Below are 16,049 nucleotides of genomic sequence, written 5' to 3'. Positions count from 1 at the left end.
CATATCCTGTCATCGGAACTGAAGGGACGTAACAGTGGAAATGTTGAATTTCAATTAAATCTTCAGATTTTCCGTATTCGTGAGCGGTTTTCGGTTCGAGTGGCTGAACACTGTTTCAGCCCCGGTCGATCTTGCCTTAGCCGCGTCTGCGCTTTGCCCTCAGCGTTGGGTCGGCTTGTGTTGGGTCTTCCGGCCACGGGTGTTTTGGATACTGGGCCCGCATATCCTTGCGCACGTCCGCGTAAGAGCCAGCCCAGAATCCGGGTAGATCGCGGGTGATCTGGATCGGACGTTGCGCAGGTGACAGAAGGGTAATTTTCAGCGGCGCGCCCCCGACAACCGGGTGACTCGAAACGCCGAACAATTCCTGCAACCGGACCGAGATTTCTGGCACCGCTGCACTGTAGTCAATCGGCACCTTGCGTCCTAATGGGGTTTCAAACGATCCCGGTGCACGGCGGTCCAGTTCTTGCGTCTGTGCCCAATCCAAACGGGCGCGCAGGGCGGGTAACAGGTCGAAACGCTTCCAATCTTCCGCGCTTTTGACGTCTGAGAGCATCGGCAGCAGCCAATCCTCCAAGTCGGCCATCAGGCCTTCGACCGAGAAATCGGGCAGGTCGGTCCCGTCTGCGCGCACCAGTTCGACCCGGGCTGCCAGTCGACCGGCGGCCCCGTCGAGTCGCAGCCCTAGGTCGCGGACCCCGTCCAGCATGGCCCGCGCGACATCTTCATCCGGGACTTCCTTCCAGATACGATCATCCAAGGTGATCGCACCGAACCGTTCCTGTCGTCGTGACACAACCCGGCGTTCGCGTTTCGACCACGTGCAACTGTCAACCCAGGCGATTTGATCGGAAAACAAATCCCGGATCTCTTGTTCCGAGATCTGCGTGGCCATGCGTACCTTTGCTTCGCGCGGGTTGCCATCCGTATCGTTCACAACCAAGTAAGGCGCGCCCGCCAGCGTGTCACCATTATCCAGAACAACGCCCTTGCCGCCCGACAGCACATAGCGCGGTGCTTCTCCTTTGCGCCGCTGTCCGACGCGATCAGGGTAGGCCAGGGCGACCATGGCCGCAGGGCTCAGGCGCTCGGACCCGTTCTTGGCCTGCGCCCGCAGTCTTTTGGTTTCGGCCTGGATACGGTCTATGGCGCCCATATTCACCTGCCATACGCGGTTACGCTGAAACGCCCGCACATCCCGCAACGCCTCTTGCCGTAGCGCGATATCGACCGGGGCGCCGCGCAAGGGGTCACGTTCAGCCATAAGTGCCGCCAATGGCGCAGCTTGCGAACCTGCGCTTTCCAACATATGACCCAGCCGGGGGTGCAGAGGTAACGCGGCCAAGGCTCGCCCGTGATCAGTGATCCGCCCCTTATCGTCCAGTGCGCCAAGCATCGTCAGCAATGCCCGTGCCTCGGCCAGTGTTCCGTCGGGCGGCGGTGTCAAAAAGGCCAGATCATTGGCGTCCGCGCCCCACAACGCCAGTTCCAACGCCAGTCCGGTCAAGTCAGCTGCCTCGATCTCGGCAGGCGGGTAGGCAGCCAGAGCGCCTTCTTCACCTTTTGACCACAGCCTATAACACACGCCTTTGGCCACACGGCCCGCGCGACCCGCGCGTTGCGTCGCTTCGGCCCGCGTTACGCGGTCTGTGACCAGCCGCGACATGCCCGAGCCCGGATCAAACCGTGCCCGCCGCGCTTGCCCCATATCCACGACCACGCGGATATCTGGGATGGTCAGAGAGGTTTCGGCAATCGACGTCGCCAGCGCCACTTTGCGCCCGCTTTTAGCGGGGGCAATCGCTGCGCGCTGGGCGGCAAAGGGCATTGCCCCGAACAATGGATGCACGGCACAGGCTTCAGATAGTCTGGCTTTCAAGGCGGTCTCGGCCCGCCGGATTTCGCCTTCACCGGGCAGGAACACTAAAAGACCACCCCCTGTGGCGCGCGTTTCACGTTCGGCCTGCACCACCAGTTCTACCAGCGCATCCAAACGACGTGCTTGTAGCCCCAAGGGGCGATCCAGCCAGCGGGTCTTGACAGGAAAGCTGCGCCCCTCGGACGTGATCAGCGGGGCGTCCATCAATTGGCCAACGGGCTCGGCATCCAAGGTGGCAGACATGGCCAGCAGGATTAGGTCATCCCGCAGCGCACCTGCCACCTCGAGGCACAGGGCAAGCCCCAGATCAGCGTTCAAAGAGCGTTCGTGGAATTCGTCGAAAATCACCGCGCTGATACCGGGCAGGTCAGGGTCTGATTGCAGCATTCTTGTCAGGATGCCTTCGGTGACGACCTCGATCCGCGTGTCTTTGGACACTTTCGCGTCGCCGCGCACGCGGTAACCCACGGTCTGCCCCGCGCGCTCTCCCAGAGTTTCGGCCATCCGCTCTGCCGCTGCCCGCGCAGCCAGCCTTCGGGGTTCCAGCATCACAATCTTGCCGTCGCACAGATCGGCCTCGAGCATCGCCAACGGCACCCGCGTGGTCTTGCCTGCGCCTGGCGGTGCCTGCAGCACAGCGCGTCCACGGGCACGCAAGGCATTCAGCAAGGCGGGAACGGCGTCATCTATGGGCAGGCGATTGGTCATGCGCACCTTATCCGCCATCGTGCTGGCGGCGTCCAGTTCCCGCACTTGCACAAGCTGCAGGCCATGAACGAAATGCCGCAGGATTTGTTTTGCGCGCAATTCTCATGCCCTTCGGTCTGGACAAATACCCCCGGACCACGGCAACTATTCCTGCCTCAGGGAACGGGACAAGCATGCAGACAGACAGTTTAAGTGACAGGATATTGAACGGCGAGCGTCGTGCGCTGGCGCGTGCCATCACTCTGGTCGAGAGCAATCGTGCTGATCATCGGGCGCAAGCCAGCGAGCTTTTAACTCAGCTTGCGGGATCGGGACGTCAGGCGTTGCGGATCGGTTTGTCGGGGACACCCGGGGTCGGCAAGTCCACCTTTATTGAAAGCTTCGGCATGATGCTGACTGGGCAAGGACTGCGCGTGGCTGTTTTGGCGGTCGATCCGAGCTCGGCACGTTCGGGTGGTTCGATTCTGGGCGACAAAACCCGGATGGAACGCCTGAGTCGGGAAAAAAATGCCTTTATCCGGCCTTCTCCCAGCCAAAGCCACCTTGGCGGCGTAGCCCGTCGCACCCGTGAGGCCATCGCCCTGTGCGAGGCGGCGGGTTATGATGTGGTGCTCATCGAAACGGTCGGTGTGGGGCAGTCGGAGACGGTTGTTTCCGAACTGTCGGACTTGTTTCTGCTGCTATTGGCCCCTGCAGGCGGAGACGAATTGCAGGGTGTAAAGCGCGGCATAATGGAGATGGCCGACGTCATCCTGATCAATAAGGCTGATGGCGACCTGAAGGCCACTGCCACACGCACCTGCGCGGACTATGCGGGCGCGTTGCGATTGCTGCGTAAACGTCCGCAAGATCCCGAGGGTTTTCCCAAGGCCATGACCGTATCAGCGGTTGAAGAACATGGGCTGGAGCAGGCGTGGGACGAAATGCAATCCTTGACCCAATGGCGTCGGGACAATGGCATTTGGGAAGCCAATCGCGCGGCGCAAGCACGGTATTGGTTCGACCAAGAGGTGCGTCATGCTCTTCTTGCGCGCCTCGACACACCGCAGGCCAAGGCCGAGATGGAGCGTCTGAACGCCGAAGTCTCAGCCGGGCATTTGAACCCGGCAAAAGCGGCAGAGGAACTGCTCGGTGCACTGACCTGATGGTCGGGTTTGGTCGGGGAGCCTACGGGCTGTGCAAAATAAAAGATTTCGCGCGGCCTGTCTTGACCCTCCCGGCGATTCCCACTACACGCATCCAACCAGTTTTCGGGCGCGACTTCGGGTTGCGCCCCTTGTGATTTGGCCAAGGGTCTGAAGCCCGGCCTCCAGAAACAAAGGAAGAAACCATGTCGCGCCGTTGCGAACTGACCGGAAAAGGCCCGATGACTGGCAACAATGTCAGCCACGCCAACAACAAAACCAAACGTCGTTTCCTGCCGAACCTGAACGACGTCACCCTGCAGTCCGAGACCCTGGGTCGCGGTGTTAAACTGCGCATCTCGGCAGCTGCGCTGCGCTCGGTAGACCACCGCGGTGGTCTGGACGCGTTCCTGGCTAAAGCCAAGGACGAAGAGCTGTCGGCAAACGCTCTGAAAGTGAAAAAGGAAATCGCCAAGGCGCAAGCCTCGGCCTAAGCCTTTATTCTATTAAGTAATTTAAGGCCCCGTACCCTTTTGGTGCGGGGCTTTTTTGTCCTGTGGCTATATGGCGGCAATTCGCATTGTTCCCGAATTCGAAATAATTTTTTCGATTGGTGAATTTCTTCACATACAGAGATTCGAATCTGACTTAACGTTAGGTCATTCATCAGGCGGGGGCCCGAATATGTCGTTAAAAAGTTTCTACATTTTTCTGTTTCTGGCCGCTGTGCTCCGCAAGGCAATTGCAGCCTGTGCGCAGATGCAGCGCAAAGTGAACCGGTCGCACACCAGCTTTACTGCAAGCGAAGTGAAACGACCTGGGGTGGACTACTGAAAACCGCTTCAAGCGCGACCCTTTAGCGCTTGAAGCGCCTTTGCACGCTGACCTATACCAAGGTCAGGATGAGACCTAAGACCGCCAGTATTCTGCCGTTTGTTTTATCCCTGCTTCTGGTGCTGACCGGGCAGGGTCTTGCCATGTCGCGCGGCATGAATAGTGCTGTTGGCCAGATGGTATTGTGCACCGGAAATGGCCCGGTCGTTGTCTACATGGATGAAAGTGGGCAACCTACTGCGCCACCGCACTATTGCCCGGATTACGCGCTGTCCCTCATGGGGGCAATTGCCGCGACCCATCCCACATTGCCCGCAGCGCCGGAACTTGCGCAACCCGCGCCATTGCGAGATGTGGGCAACCAGATCGCATTGCCGGTGCCGCGCGCTCCGGCCCGCGCGCCGCCTTCTGTTGTTTGAAAACCCATCTTTTCTAAAGTTTTGAACAACAAGGAGAGGCGCGATGTCCCTCAAATCCGAACTGCTTGCAACCCTGGCCGCAGTCACGCTGGCCATTCCCGCTCTGGCCGATGGCACCATCAAGGTGGATGACGCTTATGCCCGTTCTTCGGGCAAAACGGCCAAGGCTGGTGCCGCTTTTATGATGATCGAGAATCAGGGCGTCGCAGATGACCGCCTGATCGGCGCAACCTCGGACGCCGCGGCCCGTGTTGAACTGCATACACACGAGGTCGACGATAACGGCGTGGCCAAGATGGTGCATGTGGAAGAAGGCTTTGTCATTCCCGCTGGCGAAACCTACATGCTGAAACGCGGCGGGGCTCATGTGATGTTCATGGGCCTGACAGCGCCTTTCGAGCAAGACGCAATGGTGCCCGTCACTCTGATTTTCGAGAATGCCGGTGAGGTCGAGATCGAGATACCCGTTGATCTGGAACGTCAAGACAAAGGTGGTCATGGCGGTCACGGATCTCACGGAGAGAGCACGGATTAAAGCGCGCCTGTCTTTGCGCCACGTTGCGCCTTTTCCATGCATCAGGCCGGGCATTGCCCGGCCTGAGTACGTTTGTTTAGGGGGTGGCTTTTATTTATTCACGGTCTTTAGTCCGACCCGATCACCCGCTTTTCGGAACCGGGAGGCCAGCCAGAACATGACAGCAGCAATTGCAAGCGCCGAAAAGGCGATACCCCACCCAAGCGCCACCAATGCCACCGCTGGCCAGATCATCAGAACCAGCCCGACAACCAGGGCAACAAAGCCCGAAACCCGCATTGATCCGCGTTGCGGGTCTCGCTGGTGCATCTGCTGAGCGGCGGCCAGTGAACCGATCCCGATGATAAGCGCCCATGCACCCAACAGGAAAAAGGCGAGCTTGACCGTGCCTTCCGGCCAGATCAGCAGGATCAGACCGATCACTAGCGCGCCGATCGCGGCACCTCCTAAAACACCACGGCGTCCAACCCCAAAAAGAGTCAGGCCGCCATCCAGGATCAATAGTACTCCGACCAGTTGCAACAGCACGGCGATGCTGCCAGAGGGCCAGAACAGAGCAGCAATGCCAACAATCCCCGCCAACGCTCCACGCAGTAAAAAGGTCCACCAGAGATTGGATAGCTGCTCGCCCAGCAAGTCGCGCTGGGCCATGCTGCCATCCTCCAGGATTTCGCCGGTTTTGGGTTCTTGGTCGGCCATGGCTGATCCTCCAATCGTTTCGGGCGCAATCTAAGCAAAAAAATATAGTGTTGTCTGCATCTTATGAGGGTCGTGCCAGCAATTGCTCAACCCAGTTAGGCACCGTCTCTGACGCCTTGCCAAGGATATATGTGTCAAACCCCGAGGCCCCAAGCGTTGGCTCCAGATTAATCTCGACGGTTTGCGCGCCTGCCGCTTGTGCCTCGTGCACAAAGGCTGCTGCTGGATAAACCTGACCTGATGTTCCGATGGCGGCGAAAAGCGATGCGCTGGCCAAATGGTCGTAAATCTCATCCATGTGGTACGGCATCTCTCCGAACCAGACCACATCGGGACGGGCTGTTGGCCGGTTGCAGGATGGGCAGGGTTCGCCCACGGCCATCTCAGGTGGAGCGCCCCAGCGATGTCCGCAGGCTGAACACAACGCACCTGCCAGTGTCCCGTGCATGTGAATGACATTTCGCGCGCCACCAGCTTCATGCAGGCCGTCAACATTTTGAGTGACGATCACCACTTCACCGGGCCAGTCCTTTTGCAGCCGGGCCAGTGCTTTATGGGCGGCATTTGGTTCTACGCCAGCGGCCTGAACGCGACGGGCATTGTAAAAACCCTGCACCAAAGCCGGGTTGCGGGCGAATCCTTCGGGCGTGGCCACATCCTCGATCCGGTGCTGCGCCCATAGCCCGCCCTCATCGCGAAAGGTGCTGAGCCCGCTTTCGGTGGAAATTCCGGCTCCGGTCAGAATGACGATCTTTTCCATATCCCCTCCACACGGTACAGCTTTGCCATGTCACACCGTATCCTCTTTGTCTGTCTCGGCAACATTTGCCGATCCCCCGCGGCCGAGGGCGTCTTTCGCTCTCACGCGCCGCATCACACAACCGACAGTGCCGGAACCATGGGCTGGCACGCGGGTAAACCGCCCTATGGCCCGATGCAGGCCGCCGCCAAAGCCAGGGGCTATGGCCTCAGCGACCTGCGTGCCCGTCAGTTCACGGCGGCCGATTTCGAACGTTTCGATCTGATCATCGGTATGGATGCAAACAACATGGCGGATATCGAAGACCTGCGCCCTGCAGGCAATAACACGCCTGTGCGCCTGTTGACGGACTTTGCCCATGAATCCCAGTCGGACCATGTGCCTGACCCCTACTACACGCGGGATTTCGATGGTGCACTGGATCTGATCGAAGCAGCAGTGGCTGGCTTGGCCTCTCATCTGGAGCGCTAGCCGCCGATCACCTTCAACTGACCGTTCAGCCAAGGCAGTTTGTTCAGTGCCGGTTCGATGATTTGGTTCTGCATCAGCCGACGTGTCATTCCCGCGACCTCCTGCGGCACCTGATCCGACCAATCGGTGCGGGCCAAAAGCGATATCGTGCGAGAGAAATCTCCAAACGGGGCAGGGTGGGCCTCTAAGCCATCATGGAACCGTGTTGCACGCATGAAACCCAACGGCGTGGTGATCGCCCAGCCCAGGCCACGCGCGACCATGGCCATCAGCGCCATATGCGACCCGATCTCAAACCGTTCCTCGAACTCCTGCGCCTCACGCGCCATATGCACTTCGATCTGGCGACTGATCAGTTGCTCGCGGGCATAGCGTAGAAACGGTAAACCGTCTTGCACCGCCGCCACGCCGCCAGATCCCTTCGGGGCCACCAGAATGAATGGATCGCGCACCAGACGATATTCGACCACACCCTCTAGCACTTCGCCGCTATGGGCGGTGACAGCCATATGAAGCCGTTGTTCGGCCAGTGCCTCGAACAGATCCAGGCTGGACAGGGTGATCAGTTTGAAATTCGACCGTGTCAGGCTGTCCGCCAGCAGCGTGGCCAGCCGTGGGGTCAGATCGTTGTCGAAATCGTCGATCAACCCGATGGAAAGCGTGGTCAGGTGCCCCAGCTCCATGACCGACAATTCGCTTTGCGCCATCTGCAACTCGGCCAAAACAGCCTCGGCCCGTTCCAAAAAACTGCGCCCGGCTTGCGTTAGTCGCATCGGGCGGCGTCCATGATCGACCAGATCGGTGCCCAGCGCGTTTTCCAGATTGCGCAATTGCTGAGAAACGGATGGTTGGCTAAGCCCGGTGATCTCGGCGGCCTGCGCTACCGATCCCGTCCGCGCCAAAGCCTCGAACACCTCAAGGCCCCGCAGGGTCAGCCCTTTCATCACCATCGCACACACCTTTCGCTGCGCCTTTTCTGGGGCGCAGCTTGCATCAGGTCAAGGATTTGCGGTGCGTTAACTGCAGATCGCCTGCGCCATCTGGCCAAAGTTCTGATACCGATCCCACAGCGCATCATCACGCGCGGTCTTCGACATCTTCAATTCTTGCGCCTGATGGGGGTCTTCGAACCATTTCGAGACGGTCTTCTGGTCACTGCGCGTCAGTGCTTGATCTGCCACGCGCTGAATGCAGCTGCACCGATCACGTGTGGCCGCCGCCCGATCCGACGCCAGGCAGGCGCGCTTGATCTGCGCGGCCTCAACCTGCGGAGCGATGGCCGTCATCGTTGCGGCACAGAAAGCGATTAAGAGGAACTGTTTCATGCTCATGCCTCGTTTTTGCCTGCCCTGAGGGATCTTGTGCCCCTCTCAGTCTGAGCGGGAGTATGAATCAAAGTGGTTAACGGATCAATCGTACGTTGCAAAAAAGTGATTGCACGAGTCGGAAACGCCTAGCCCGCAGGGCGGGCTTCAACTCGGCATTCATCTGAAAGAGTGTAACCCGCACCCATCGCGACATAGCTTGATTGCTGGACTATTGGCTATACGGTTGTTCCAACACTCAAGTTTATGAACGCGGAAGTTTTAATGAAACTAAAAACAACAGGACTATTCTTAATCGCGACTTTGATGTTTGTGTTCGGCATGGCAGAGCAAAGCACTGCTCAAGATCGATCAGACGACCTGGATAGACCTGTCAGAGTGCTCATTTCAGGCATCTCCGGTCAACTCGCCACTGAAGTAACCGGCGGGGATTTCAATCAGAAGATCGACTTCAACTATCCTTCAAAACAACTTTCTGATTTTGACCTTATGGTAATTTTTACCGACCATTTTTTTGAGGCTCTCGATGAAGAAATCGTAAGGGCGCTCGGATTTGTCGAAAGCGACTTTCAAAGTAATGATGAAGACAATTTTCTAACCGTATTGACGGCGGAGTTTGAGGGGGATGAAACACCATTCCCAATCCTCGTGATTAACCGGCGCCACTTCTATGCTCGGGATCGAACTTGCCATGTTCCTTTGCCTAGGGACCTAATTTTGAAAGCTGATTGGCGTGGCGTTCTTGATCGAGAGCGGGACTATAAGCTGGCTTCAGATTGCGGGAATTCATCGTAGGCTCAAGCAATTGTCAAACGGCTTGCCGAGGTGAACAAGTCGAAGGACGTTGTATAGTATCGTCGGCGCACTCAATCCACCTTGACCAACCCACGATTCCTCTACATATCCCCAACCCATGACAGACCTCGCTCATATCCGCAATTTCTCCATCGTCGCGCATATCGACCATGGCAAATCCACCCTTGCTGACCGGCTCATCCAAGAGACCGGAACGGTCAAGGATCGCGACATGAAGGAACAGCTGCTCGACAGCATGGATATCGAGCGTGAGCGTGGCATTACCATCAAGGCCAACACGGTCCGCATCGACTATACGGCGGATGATGGTGAGCATTACGTGCTGAACCTGATCGACACGCCCGGTCACGTGGACTTTGCTTATGAGGTCAGCCGGTCCATGCGCGCGGTCGAAGGATCGCTGCTGGTAGTGGACTCGACCCAAGGGGTCGAGGCGCAGACGCTGGCCAATGTGTACCAAGCCATCGACGCCGATCATGAGATCGTGCCGGTGCTCAACAAGATCGACCTGCCTGCCTCCGACTGTGACCGTGTGGCCGAACAGATCGAGGATGTGATCGGCATCGACGCGACTGATGCCATTCAGGTCAGCGCCAAGACGGGGCAGGGCATCCACGAAACGCTAGAAGCCATTGTGAAACAGCTGCCCGCACCGCAGGGCAATCTGGATGCGCCGCTCAAGGCGATGCTGGTGGATTCGTGGTACGACGCGTATCTCGGCGTGATCGTTCTAGTCCGCATCATGGACGGCACGCTGAAAAAGGGGATGCGGGTCAAGTTCATTTCGAACAACACCCTGCACCACGTCGACCGTGTCGGTGTTTTCCGGCCCGAGATGGAGATGGTCGACAGCCTCGGTCCCGGTGAGATCGGCTTTCTGACCGCATCGATCAAACAGGTCCGCGACACCCGCGTCGGTGACACGATCACCAATGACCGCAACGGCACCGAGGTTGCGCTGGACGGCTTCAAACCCGCGCAGCCGGTGGTGTTCTGCGGCCTCTTCCCCGTCGACAGTTCCGAATTCGAAGACCTGCGTGATGCGATCGACAAGCTGGCCCTGAACGACGCCAGCTTCAGCTTTGAAATGGAGACCTCGGCCGCGCTGGGCTTTGGCTTCCGCTGCGGCTTCCTGGGGCTTCTGCACCTTGAGGTCATCCGCGACCGCATCGAACGCGAATATGATATCGAGCTCATCACCACCGCGCCGTCGGTGATCTATCACGTCTACATGAAAGACGGCGAGATGATCGAGCTGCACAACCCCGCCGACATGCCCGACCCGTCCAAGGTCGACCATATCGAGGAACCGCGCATCAAGGCGACCATTCTGGTGCCTGACGAATACCTCGGCGACGTGCTGAAACTCTGCCAGGATCGCCGCGGCATCCAGCTGGACCTGACCTATGCGGGCAGCCGTGCCATGGTCGTCTATGACCTGCCGCTGAACGAGGTCGTCTTCGACTTCTACGACCGCCTGAAATCAGTGACCAAGGGCTATGCCTCGTTCGACTACCAGATGACCGGCTATACCGAGGACAATCTGGTCAAGATGTCGGTGCTGGTGAATGACGAACCGGTCGACGCGCTGTCGACCATGGTTCACCGCGACCGGGCCGAGATGCGGGGCCGGGCGATGTGCGAAAAGCTCAAGGACCTGATCCCGCGCCATATGTTCAAAATCCCGATCCAGGCCGCCATCGGAGGCAAGGTCATCGCCCGCGAGACCCTCTCGGCCCTGCGCAAGGACGTGACCGCGAAGTGTTACGGCGGGGATGCGACTCGGAAACGCAAACTGCTGGACAAGCAGAAGGCGGGTAAGAAGAAGATGCGCCAGTTCGGGAAGGTCGATATCCCGCAGGAAGCGTTTATTTCCGCACTTAAAATGGATTCTTAATCCATTTTAAGTGCGAGTGCGCGAAAGCGTTTGGTGCAGCCAACTGGGGCCCCACTCGGTGGATAGGGAGAGCAACCGAGCTTCCTAAGAAGGGTGTTCTACTATCGGCACGATCGCTTGATAAACTCTAATAGGCAAATCTTCTCGGATACGGCCAATCATTCCAAGGACAATGTGGTAGATTCGATCTGCGTCTTGGAGCGCCTCGCCGATGTTTTCTCGCGTCACGGCACTAGTGGCACGCTTGAAGTTGGGCGCCTTTTTGGAACCAGTATTCGTCACATAGTCAACACGTAGAAAGCCGTATGGCGATCCAAAAAAAGCGCCATGTGCAGCCATATGCCGGTTTTGAACAAACCGTTTTATCCAATCTGACAATGCCGACAAGTCTTCATCGAACCCGAAATTTTTCGCGAGTTTGCTAGCTTCCTTAAATTCTTTGATGAGTTCTTTGGTAGAGAGCTTTCTGACTTGGCAGTACTGTTCAAACCAATCTTTGTTTTCTGGGGTCAGCCCCTTCAGGCAAACGATCAACGCGCTAGCGAGAAGTTCGATATGAGCACAGGTCTGTAGATAAAGGCCCAAATCAAAAACGAACTCTTTTGGAAGTAATCCCTCTATAGCCGTGCTTCTTTCAGGAAATTGTTCTTTCATACAATTGCTCAAACTGGATCTGTAAAAAAACTTGTCGGTTATGAAAAATTTAGCAGCCGTATGAACTTGTTGAAACCGTCTATTTTTTCCCGCTGTAGTTTCAACCCGCCCGCTCGGCGGCACCGCCGGGCCGCGCCGACCCGCCCCTGTCAAACCAAAGGTTTGCCTCCGGCAAAACGGGCGGCGCGTTTGCGCCCGGGGATCCGCCCGTTCGCGGCTGAATTCGTCCACTGGACGAATTCCAAGACGCCGCTCACCCCCTCGGGCCGGCGCTGCCCTCAATTCAAATAACCGACTAACTGTGACCAACCTCACAGCCCCAAACCCGCCCTCCTGCTAAACTTGACCCAACGGCAACCTCGGCAGGAGGCCCCTATGTCCATATCCATGCTCCCCCTCATCGCCCTTGGGTCGGCGGGTCTCTATTCCGTGGCCATGATCTCGATGAAGTTCTGGTGGAAAATCCCCGGTGTTGGCCTGACCCTACTGATCGTCGCCACATTGCTGGCCGCCGCAACACTGGAACTCGCCGCGCTGCGCAATGAACGGTTGGGCATCATCTATACCGGCATTCTGGGGGCCGAGGTCGTGTTGATCGCCATCGCCTCATATTTCCTGTTTGGCGAGAACTTTTCCTATCGCGAGGGGGTCGGCATCGCGCTGGTCATTGTCGGGACAGCTCTGGCATGGGCCTGAAGCCCCATTCTAAGCCCCCGGTGAACCAATTATGAAGTTTCCCTTAGGTAAGTTGTAACCTGTGTGCGCCCTCCCAATCTGTTGACCAGACAAAAAGGAGAGAGCCCATGACCAGATACATGACTGCCGGAGCAGCCGCTTTGGCCACGACACTCACCCTTGGAACGGCCGCTCTGGCCGATACCACGCCCGACCTGCGCGGCACGTGGCTGGGGTCTTACACGACCGTCCAGCCCAGCCACTACTACAAGGGCGATCAGCCCCGGTTCGATCAGGCCGAATGGATGCTCGACGTCCAGATGCAGGAAGACAATGTTTTCTGGGGGCCCAGCAAGTGGCGCCGTGATGGCGATACAGAATGGAATGAGTACGAGGCCACCGGCACCATAAGTCTCGATGGCTCAGGGTCTATTGGCATCGTTGAAACCTCACCGCTGGTGATCGGGGCCAATGCGCTGATCGATGCGCGGTATGAGGATGGCAAGATCTATGCGGATTTCCGTAGCCTGCGAAATGGAACGACCTACAGCACCGTTCTGGAACGTCAGGTGAACTGAAGCGGTTCCGGCCCGGTCGGACAATAGGGGGTATGGACCGCCGCCCGATTGTCTGCGCGGCGGAGGTGTAGGTTAGCCAGCCGGGCCGGGCCGCTTCTCAGTAGAGAAACCATAGTCTCCACCGGGGGAGGTGGGCCGGGTGGCGCGCATTGCCCGCGACAGGGTTCAGTTGGTTTTGGTCAGAATGCGGTGTTCCTCGACCCACGGGCGTCTGGACCTCGCGGACCTTCAGCGTGGCGTTGCGTGCGGTGACTTACGCGCCATCCGGTCCCAGGTGAAGCGATAGTGTGTTTCTCTCGCGTCGGAGTGCGCGATTCGATAGTTTGAGGCGCAGAGAACTTGTCAAACCTGGTGTTTTTCGCCCGGCAGAGTGCATGTTGGCGTTCGCGCTTGCAGCATTGCGCGGAAAAAGTGCGGTTTCTACCCGTATTGGCAAATGCTCCATCAACCCTGCGCAGTGCCGCGCTTTCTCGGATTATCCACAGAAATGTCCCTGCGGATATCAACATTTTATCCCCGTCAATTTTTCATGCTGCAGTGCTATTTTCTTGTCCGAAGCCGGCCGGAATGCCAAAGTCCTGACACCGCCCAGGATCCTCGGAGCCAAAGGCGGTACGCAAAGGGCCGGAGGGTTGGAGTGATTGAGAGGGTCTTGGGATTTTCTCTGAACTTCAAAGACTTACCGTTGAGGTCAGGTGATTGCGGGCAGCCCGCCCACGTCAGTTGATCATCCTCTTGGTTTACCGATGCATGCTGTGTTTCCCTATGGATTCTCAGCAATCGCCAAAGCCCCTGGTGGGGCTGAGGCAAAAGGATCGGAACGTCCCTCGGGGCGCGCCGACCCGGTAAGGCGTCAGGCGTATCCGAAAGGGTACATGCAAAGACCGCGTCTGCGCACCTGACGCCTTTTCCTTTGCCGGATCACGGTTTCATACAGGCTACCACTCACCCCTCTGCTGAACGGGAACGGGGCTCTTTTGCGCGAACAAAAGAGCCCCGGTATTTGGCTTGTGATCAAGTCGTAGGGCCAAGCGTCCAAGCGCGGATGCTTGGTAGTGACACCGGAGCCCGTCTTTCTTGAAATGCCGATGCTTGGTGATCAGGGTCAGAAACGCTTACAGGTTTTCCTGCACGTCTGTTGCAGCGTTCTGGATGGCATCCCCGGCTTTTTCGATGTCTTTGCCAGCGCCTTTTGCAGTTTCGCAGGCGGTCAGGGCAAACAGGCTCAGGCCAATCAGAAATACACGGATCATAGTCGTCTCCTTGGTGCTCGATAAATTTTCGGTAGCAGCTTTCTACTGACCAGACCAGTAGTTAGGAGGCGTCTCTGTCGCAGAATAGCTCGTAGACAACTTCAAGAATCCGACGTGGACGATCGTCTGCCAAACGATAGTAGATTGCTTTGCCTTCCCGCCGAGGTACGACCAATCCTTCAAGGCGCAAACGCGACAACTGCTGGGATACGGCGGCTTGCCGCGCGGACAAAAGCCCTTCCAGTTCTGTGACGGACTTCTCACCAGATACCAGATGGCACAAAATCATCAGGCGTCCTTCGTGACTAATTGCCTTTAGAAAATTAGATGCAAGCGCGGCGTTTTCTACCATGCGATACATGTCTTCTTGGGGCATGTCCTGGGACAACTGTGGAAGTGCCATCGTTCTAGTTCCTTGCTAACCCCGTCAATGGGTAACGTTATCATATTACGGCGCAACTACGCCGTTCACTCACCTACATGTTTCGTGCATTTTGTTCCATATGTATAAATCAAAATACCGTGATGAGTGAAAGGGGAACCCTCGCCGCTTTCCCCCGTATACTAAGGCTGTGTGGTTTAGGCGGTGGCTCAAAAGTATTCCGGATCGCGAACAACGGGTCGAGCTGTGCGGAATTGGTGTCATCCTACATTCCTTCATCGTTCTCGCTTGCCCCCCCTTGCAGCCCCCCCGAGCCAACACTAAGACTTGGGTAATACTTGTTGGGGTAGTGTCCCGATCCATAGCAAAGCAGGCAGGTTCCGAATGTTCGATCCCGTAGATACCTACATGAATACGCTCGTTCCCATGGTCGTCGAGCAGACCAGCCGGGGCGAACGCGCTTACGATATTTTCTCACGTCTGCTGAAAGAGCGGATCATCTTCATCAACGGCCCGATTCATGATGGAATGAGCCATTTGGTCGTCGCGCAGCTGTTGCACCTTGAGGCCGAGAATCCGAACAAGGAAATCTCGATCTACATCAACTCGCCTGGTGGTGTAGTAACAAGCGGTTTGTCTATTTACGATACAATGCAGTACATCAAGCCGAAATGTTCCACATTGGTGATCGGTCAGGCGGCGTCGATGGGGTCGGTTTTGTTGGCTGGTGGCGAGAAGGGAATGCGTTTCTCCTTGCCCAACAGCCGTATCATGGTTCACCAACCCAGCGGTGGCTACCAAGGCCAAGCCAGCGACATCATGATTCACGCAGCCGAGACGCAAAAGCTGAAGGATCGCCTGTATGACATTTACGTGCGTCATACCGGGCAGACCAAAAAGGCGGTTGAAAAAGCGCTGGACCGTGACAATTTCATGAGCCCGGAAGAGGCGAAAGACTGGGGCCACATCGACGAAATCGTCGAAAACCGTGCAAAAATGGACACAGATGAGGCCTGAGACCGACACTCCGCGCCTTG

At 57.4% G+C, this 16,049-nt stretch carries 19 protein-coding genes; 11 read left to right on the top strand and 8 right to left on the bottom strand.

Annotated features, from left to right (window positions below):
* Nucleotides 1–136: 136 nt before the first annotated feature.
* Nucleotides 137–2,590 (bottom strand): ATP-dependent helicase HrpB, encoded by a 2,454-nt coding sequence (gene hrpB / locus GOV91_RS09045; RefSeq protein WP_171235409.1) that lies wholly within the window; start codon nt 2,588–2,590, stop codon nt 137–139.
* Between the two features lie 173 nt (nt 2,591–2,763).
* Between hrpB and meaB the strand changes: the two genes are divergently transcribed.
* The 5 genes from meaB to GOV91_RS09020 all read left to right on the top strand — a co-directional run bounded on the left by meaB (nt 2,764) and on the right by GOV91_RS09020 (nt 5,502).
* Complete coding sequence (meaB, locus tag GOV91_RS09040) at nt 2,764–3,735, top strand: methylmalonyl Co-A mutase-associated GTPase MeaB (RefSeq protein ID WP_171235251.1); 972 nt, start codon at nt 2,764–2,766, stop codon at nt 3,733–3,735.
* 185 nt (nt 3,736–3,920) lie between these two features.
* The gene (gene rpmB, locus GOV91_RS09035; protein WP_171094054.1) at nt 3,921–4,208 is read left to right on the top strand and encodes a 50S ribosomal protein L28; all 288 of its coding nucleotides are present in this window, start codon (nt 3,921–3,923) and stop codon (nt 4,206–4,208) included.
* Between the two features lie 190 nt (nt 4,209–4,398).
* Nucleotides 4,399–4,548 (top strand): hypothetical protein, encoded by a 150-nt coding sequence (locus GOV91_RS09030; protein ID WP_171235250.1) that lies wholly within the window; start codon nt 4,399–4,401, stop codon nt 4,546–4,548.
* Between the two features lie 68 nt (nt 4,549–4,616).
* On the top strand, nt 4,617–4,967 hold the full coding sequence (locus GOV91_RS09025; protein WP_171235249.1) for a hypothetical protein: 351 nt from the start codon (nt 4,617–4,619) through the stop codon (nt 4,965–4,967).
* 43 nt (nt 4,968–5,010) lie between these two features.
* Complete coding sequence (locus GOV91_RS09020; RefSeq protein WP_171235248.1) at nt 5,011–5,502, top strand: copper chaperone PCu(A)C; 492 nt, start codon at nt 5,011–5,013, stop codon at nt 5,500–5,502.
* 90 nt (nt 5,503–5,592) lie between these two features.
* Here GOV91_RS09020 and GOV91_RS09015 read toward each other — a convergent pair whose 3' ends face one another.
* Both GOV91_RS09015 and GOV91_RS09010 read right to left on the bottom strand, forming a co-directional pair.
* Nucleotides 5,593–6,201: an HdeD family acid-resistance protein gene (locus tag GOV91_RS09015; RefSeq protein WP_171235247.1), complete on the bottom strand. Its 609-nt coding sequence runs from the start codon at nt 6,199–6,201 to the stop codon at nt 5,593–5,595.
* A gap of 61 nt (nt 6,202–6,262) precedes the next feature.
* The gene (locus tag GOV91_RS09010; protein WP_171235246.1) at nt 6,263–6,961 is read right to left on the bottom strand and encodes an NAD-dependent deacylase; all 699 of its coding nucleotides are present in this window, start codon (nt 6,959–6,961) and stop codon (nt 6,263–6,265) included.
* Between the two features lie 27 nt (nt 6,962–6,988).
* Here GOV91_RS09010 and GOV91_RS09005 point away from each other — a divergent pair, with 27 nt between their 5' ends.
* A complete protein-coding gene (locus tag GOV91_RS09005) occupies nt 6,989–7,432 on the top strand; it encodes a low molecular weight protein-tyrosine-phosphatase (protein ID WP_171235245.1) in 444 nt (147 codons plus the stop codon).
* On the opposite strand, the gene GOV91_RS09000 is transcribed toward GOV91_RS09005, so the two are convergent.
* Both GOV91_RS09000 and GOV91_RS08995 read right to left on the bottom strand, forming a co-directional pair.
* Complete coding sequence (locus GOV91_RS09000) at nt 7,429–8,382, bottom strand: LysR family transcriptional regulator (RefSeq protein WP_171235244.1); 954 nt, start codon at nt 8,380–8,382, stop codon at nt 7,429–7,431. The genes GOV91_RS09005 and GOV91_RS09000 overlap by 4 nt on opposite strands.
* A gap of 66 nt (nt 8,383–8,448) precedes the next feature.
* Complete coding sequence (locus GOV91_RS08995; protein ID WP_171094041.1) at nt 8,449–8,757, bottom strand: hypothetical protein; 309 nt, start codon at nt 8,755–8,757, stop codon at nt 8,449–8,451.
* Between the two features lie 264 nt (nt 8,758–9,021).
* Between GOV91_RS08995 and GOV91_RS08990 the strand changes: the two genes are divergently transcribed.
* Together GOV91_RS08990 and lepA are read left to right on the top strand one after the other, a co-directional pair.
* Nucleotides 9,022–9,552 (top strand): hypothetical protein, encoded by a 531-nt coding sequence (locus GOV91_RS08990; protein WP_171235243.1) that lies wholly within the window; start codon nt 9,022–9,024, stop codon nt 9,550–9,552.
* Between the two features lie 118 nt (nt 9,553–9,670).
* Nucleotides 9,671–11,470: a translation elongation factor 4 gene (gene lepA, locus GOV91_RS08985; RefSeq protein ID WP_171235242.1), complete on the top strand. Its 1,800-nt coding sequence runs from the start codon at nt 9,671–9,673 to the stop codon at nt 11,468–11,470.
* An 84-nt stretch (nt 11,471–11,554) separates the two neighbouring features.
* On the opposite strand, the gene GOV91_RS08980 is transcribed toward lepA, so the two are convergent.
* Complete coding sequence (locus tag GOV91_RS08980; RefSeq protein ID WP_171235241.1) at nt 11,555–12,355, bottom strand: hypothetical protein; 801 nt, start codon at nt 12,353–12,355, stop codon at nt 11,555–11,557.
* 144 nt (nt 12,356–12,499) lie between these two features.
* Between GOV91_RS08980 and GOV91_RS08975 the strand changes: the two genes are divergently transcribed.
* Together GOV91_RS08975 and GOV91_RS08970 are read left to right on the top strand one after the other, a co-directional pair.
* A complete protein-coding gene (locus GOV91_RS08975; protein WP_171235240.1) occupies nt 12,500–12,820 on the top strand; it encodes a hypothetical protein in 321 nt (106 codons plus the stop codon).
* Between the two features lie 107 nt (nt 12,821–12,927).
* Entirely contained in the window at nt 12,928–13,377 is a 450-nt protein-coding gene (locus GOV91_RS08970; RefSeq protein ID WP_171235239.1) for a hypothetical protein, read from the top strand.
* Between the two features lie 1,115 nt (nt 13,378–14,492).
* Here the strand turns inward: GOV91_RS08970 and GOV91_RS08965 are convergent.
* Both GOV91_RS08965 and GOV91_RS08960 read right to left on the bottom strand, forming a co-directional pair.
* On the bottom strand, nt 14,493–14,630 hold the full coding sequence (locus tag GOV91_RS08965; RefSeq protein ID WP_171177732.1) for an entericidin A/B family lipoprotein: 138 nt from the start codon (nt 14,628–14,630) through the stop codon (nt 14,493–14,495).
* Between the two features lie 61 nt (nt 14,631–14,691).
* Entirely contained in the window at nt 14,692–15,033 is a 342-nt protein-coding gene (locus GOV91_RS08960; RefSeq protein WP_171177730.1) for a helix-turn-helix transcriptional regulator, read from the bottom strand.
* A 363-nt stretch (nt 15,034–15,396) separates the two neighbouring features.
* Here GOV91_RS08960 and GOV91_RS08955 point away from each other — a divergent pair, with 363 nt between their 5' ends.
* Entirely contained in the window at nt 15,397–16,029 is a 633-nt protein-coding gene (locus tag GOV91_RS08955) for an ATP-dependent Clp protease proteolytic subunit (RefSeq protein ID WP_171177728.1), read from the top strand.
* Nucleotides 16,030–16,049 lie beyond the last annotated feature (20 nt).

The organism is Ruegeria sp. HKCCA6837 (assembly GCF_013034475.1).
In the GTDB taxonomy this organism is placed as follows: Bacteria; Pseudomonadota; Alphaproteobacteria; order Rhodobacterales; family Rhodobacteraceae; genus Ruegeria.
Note: the sequence above shows the minus strand (reverse complement) of the source record. Positions and strands in the feature narration are given on the sequence as shown.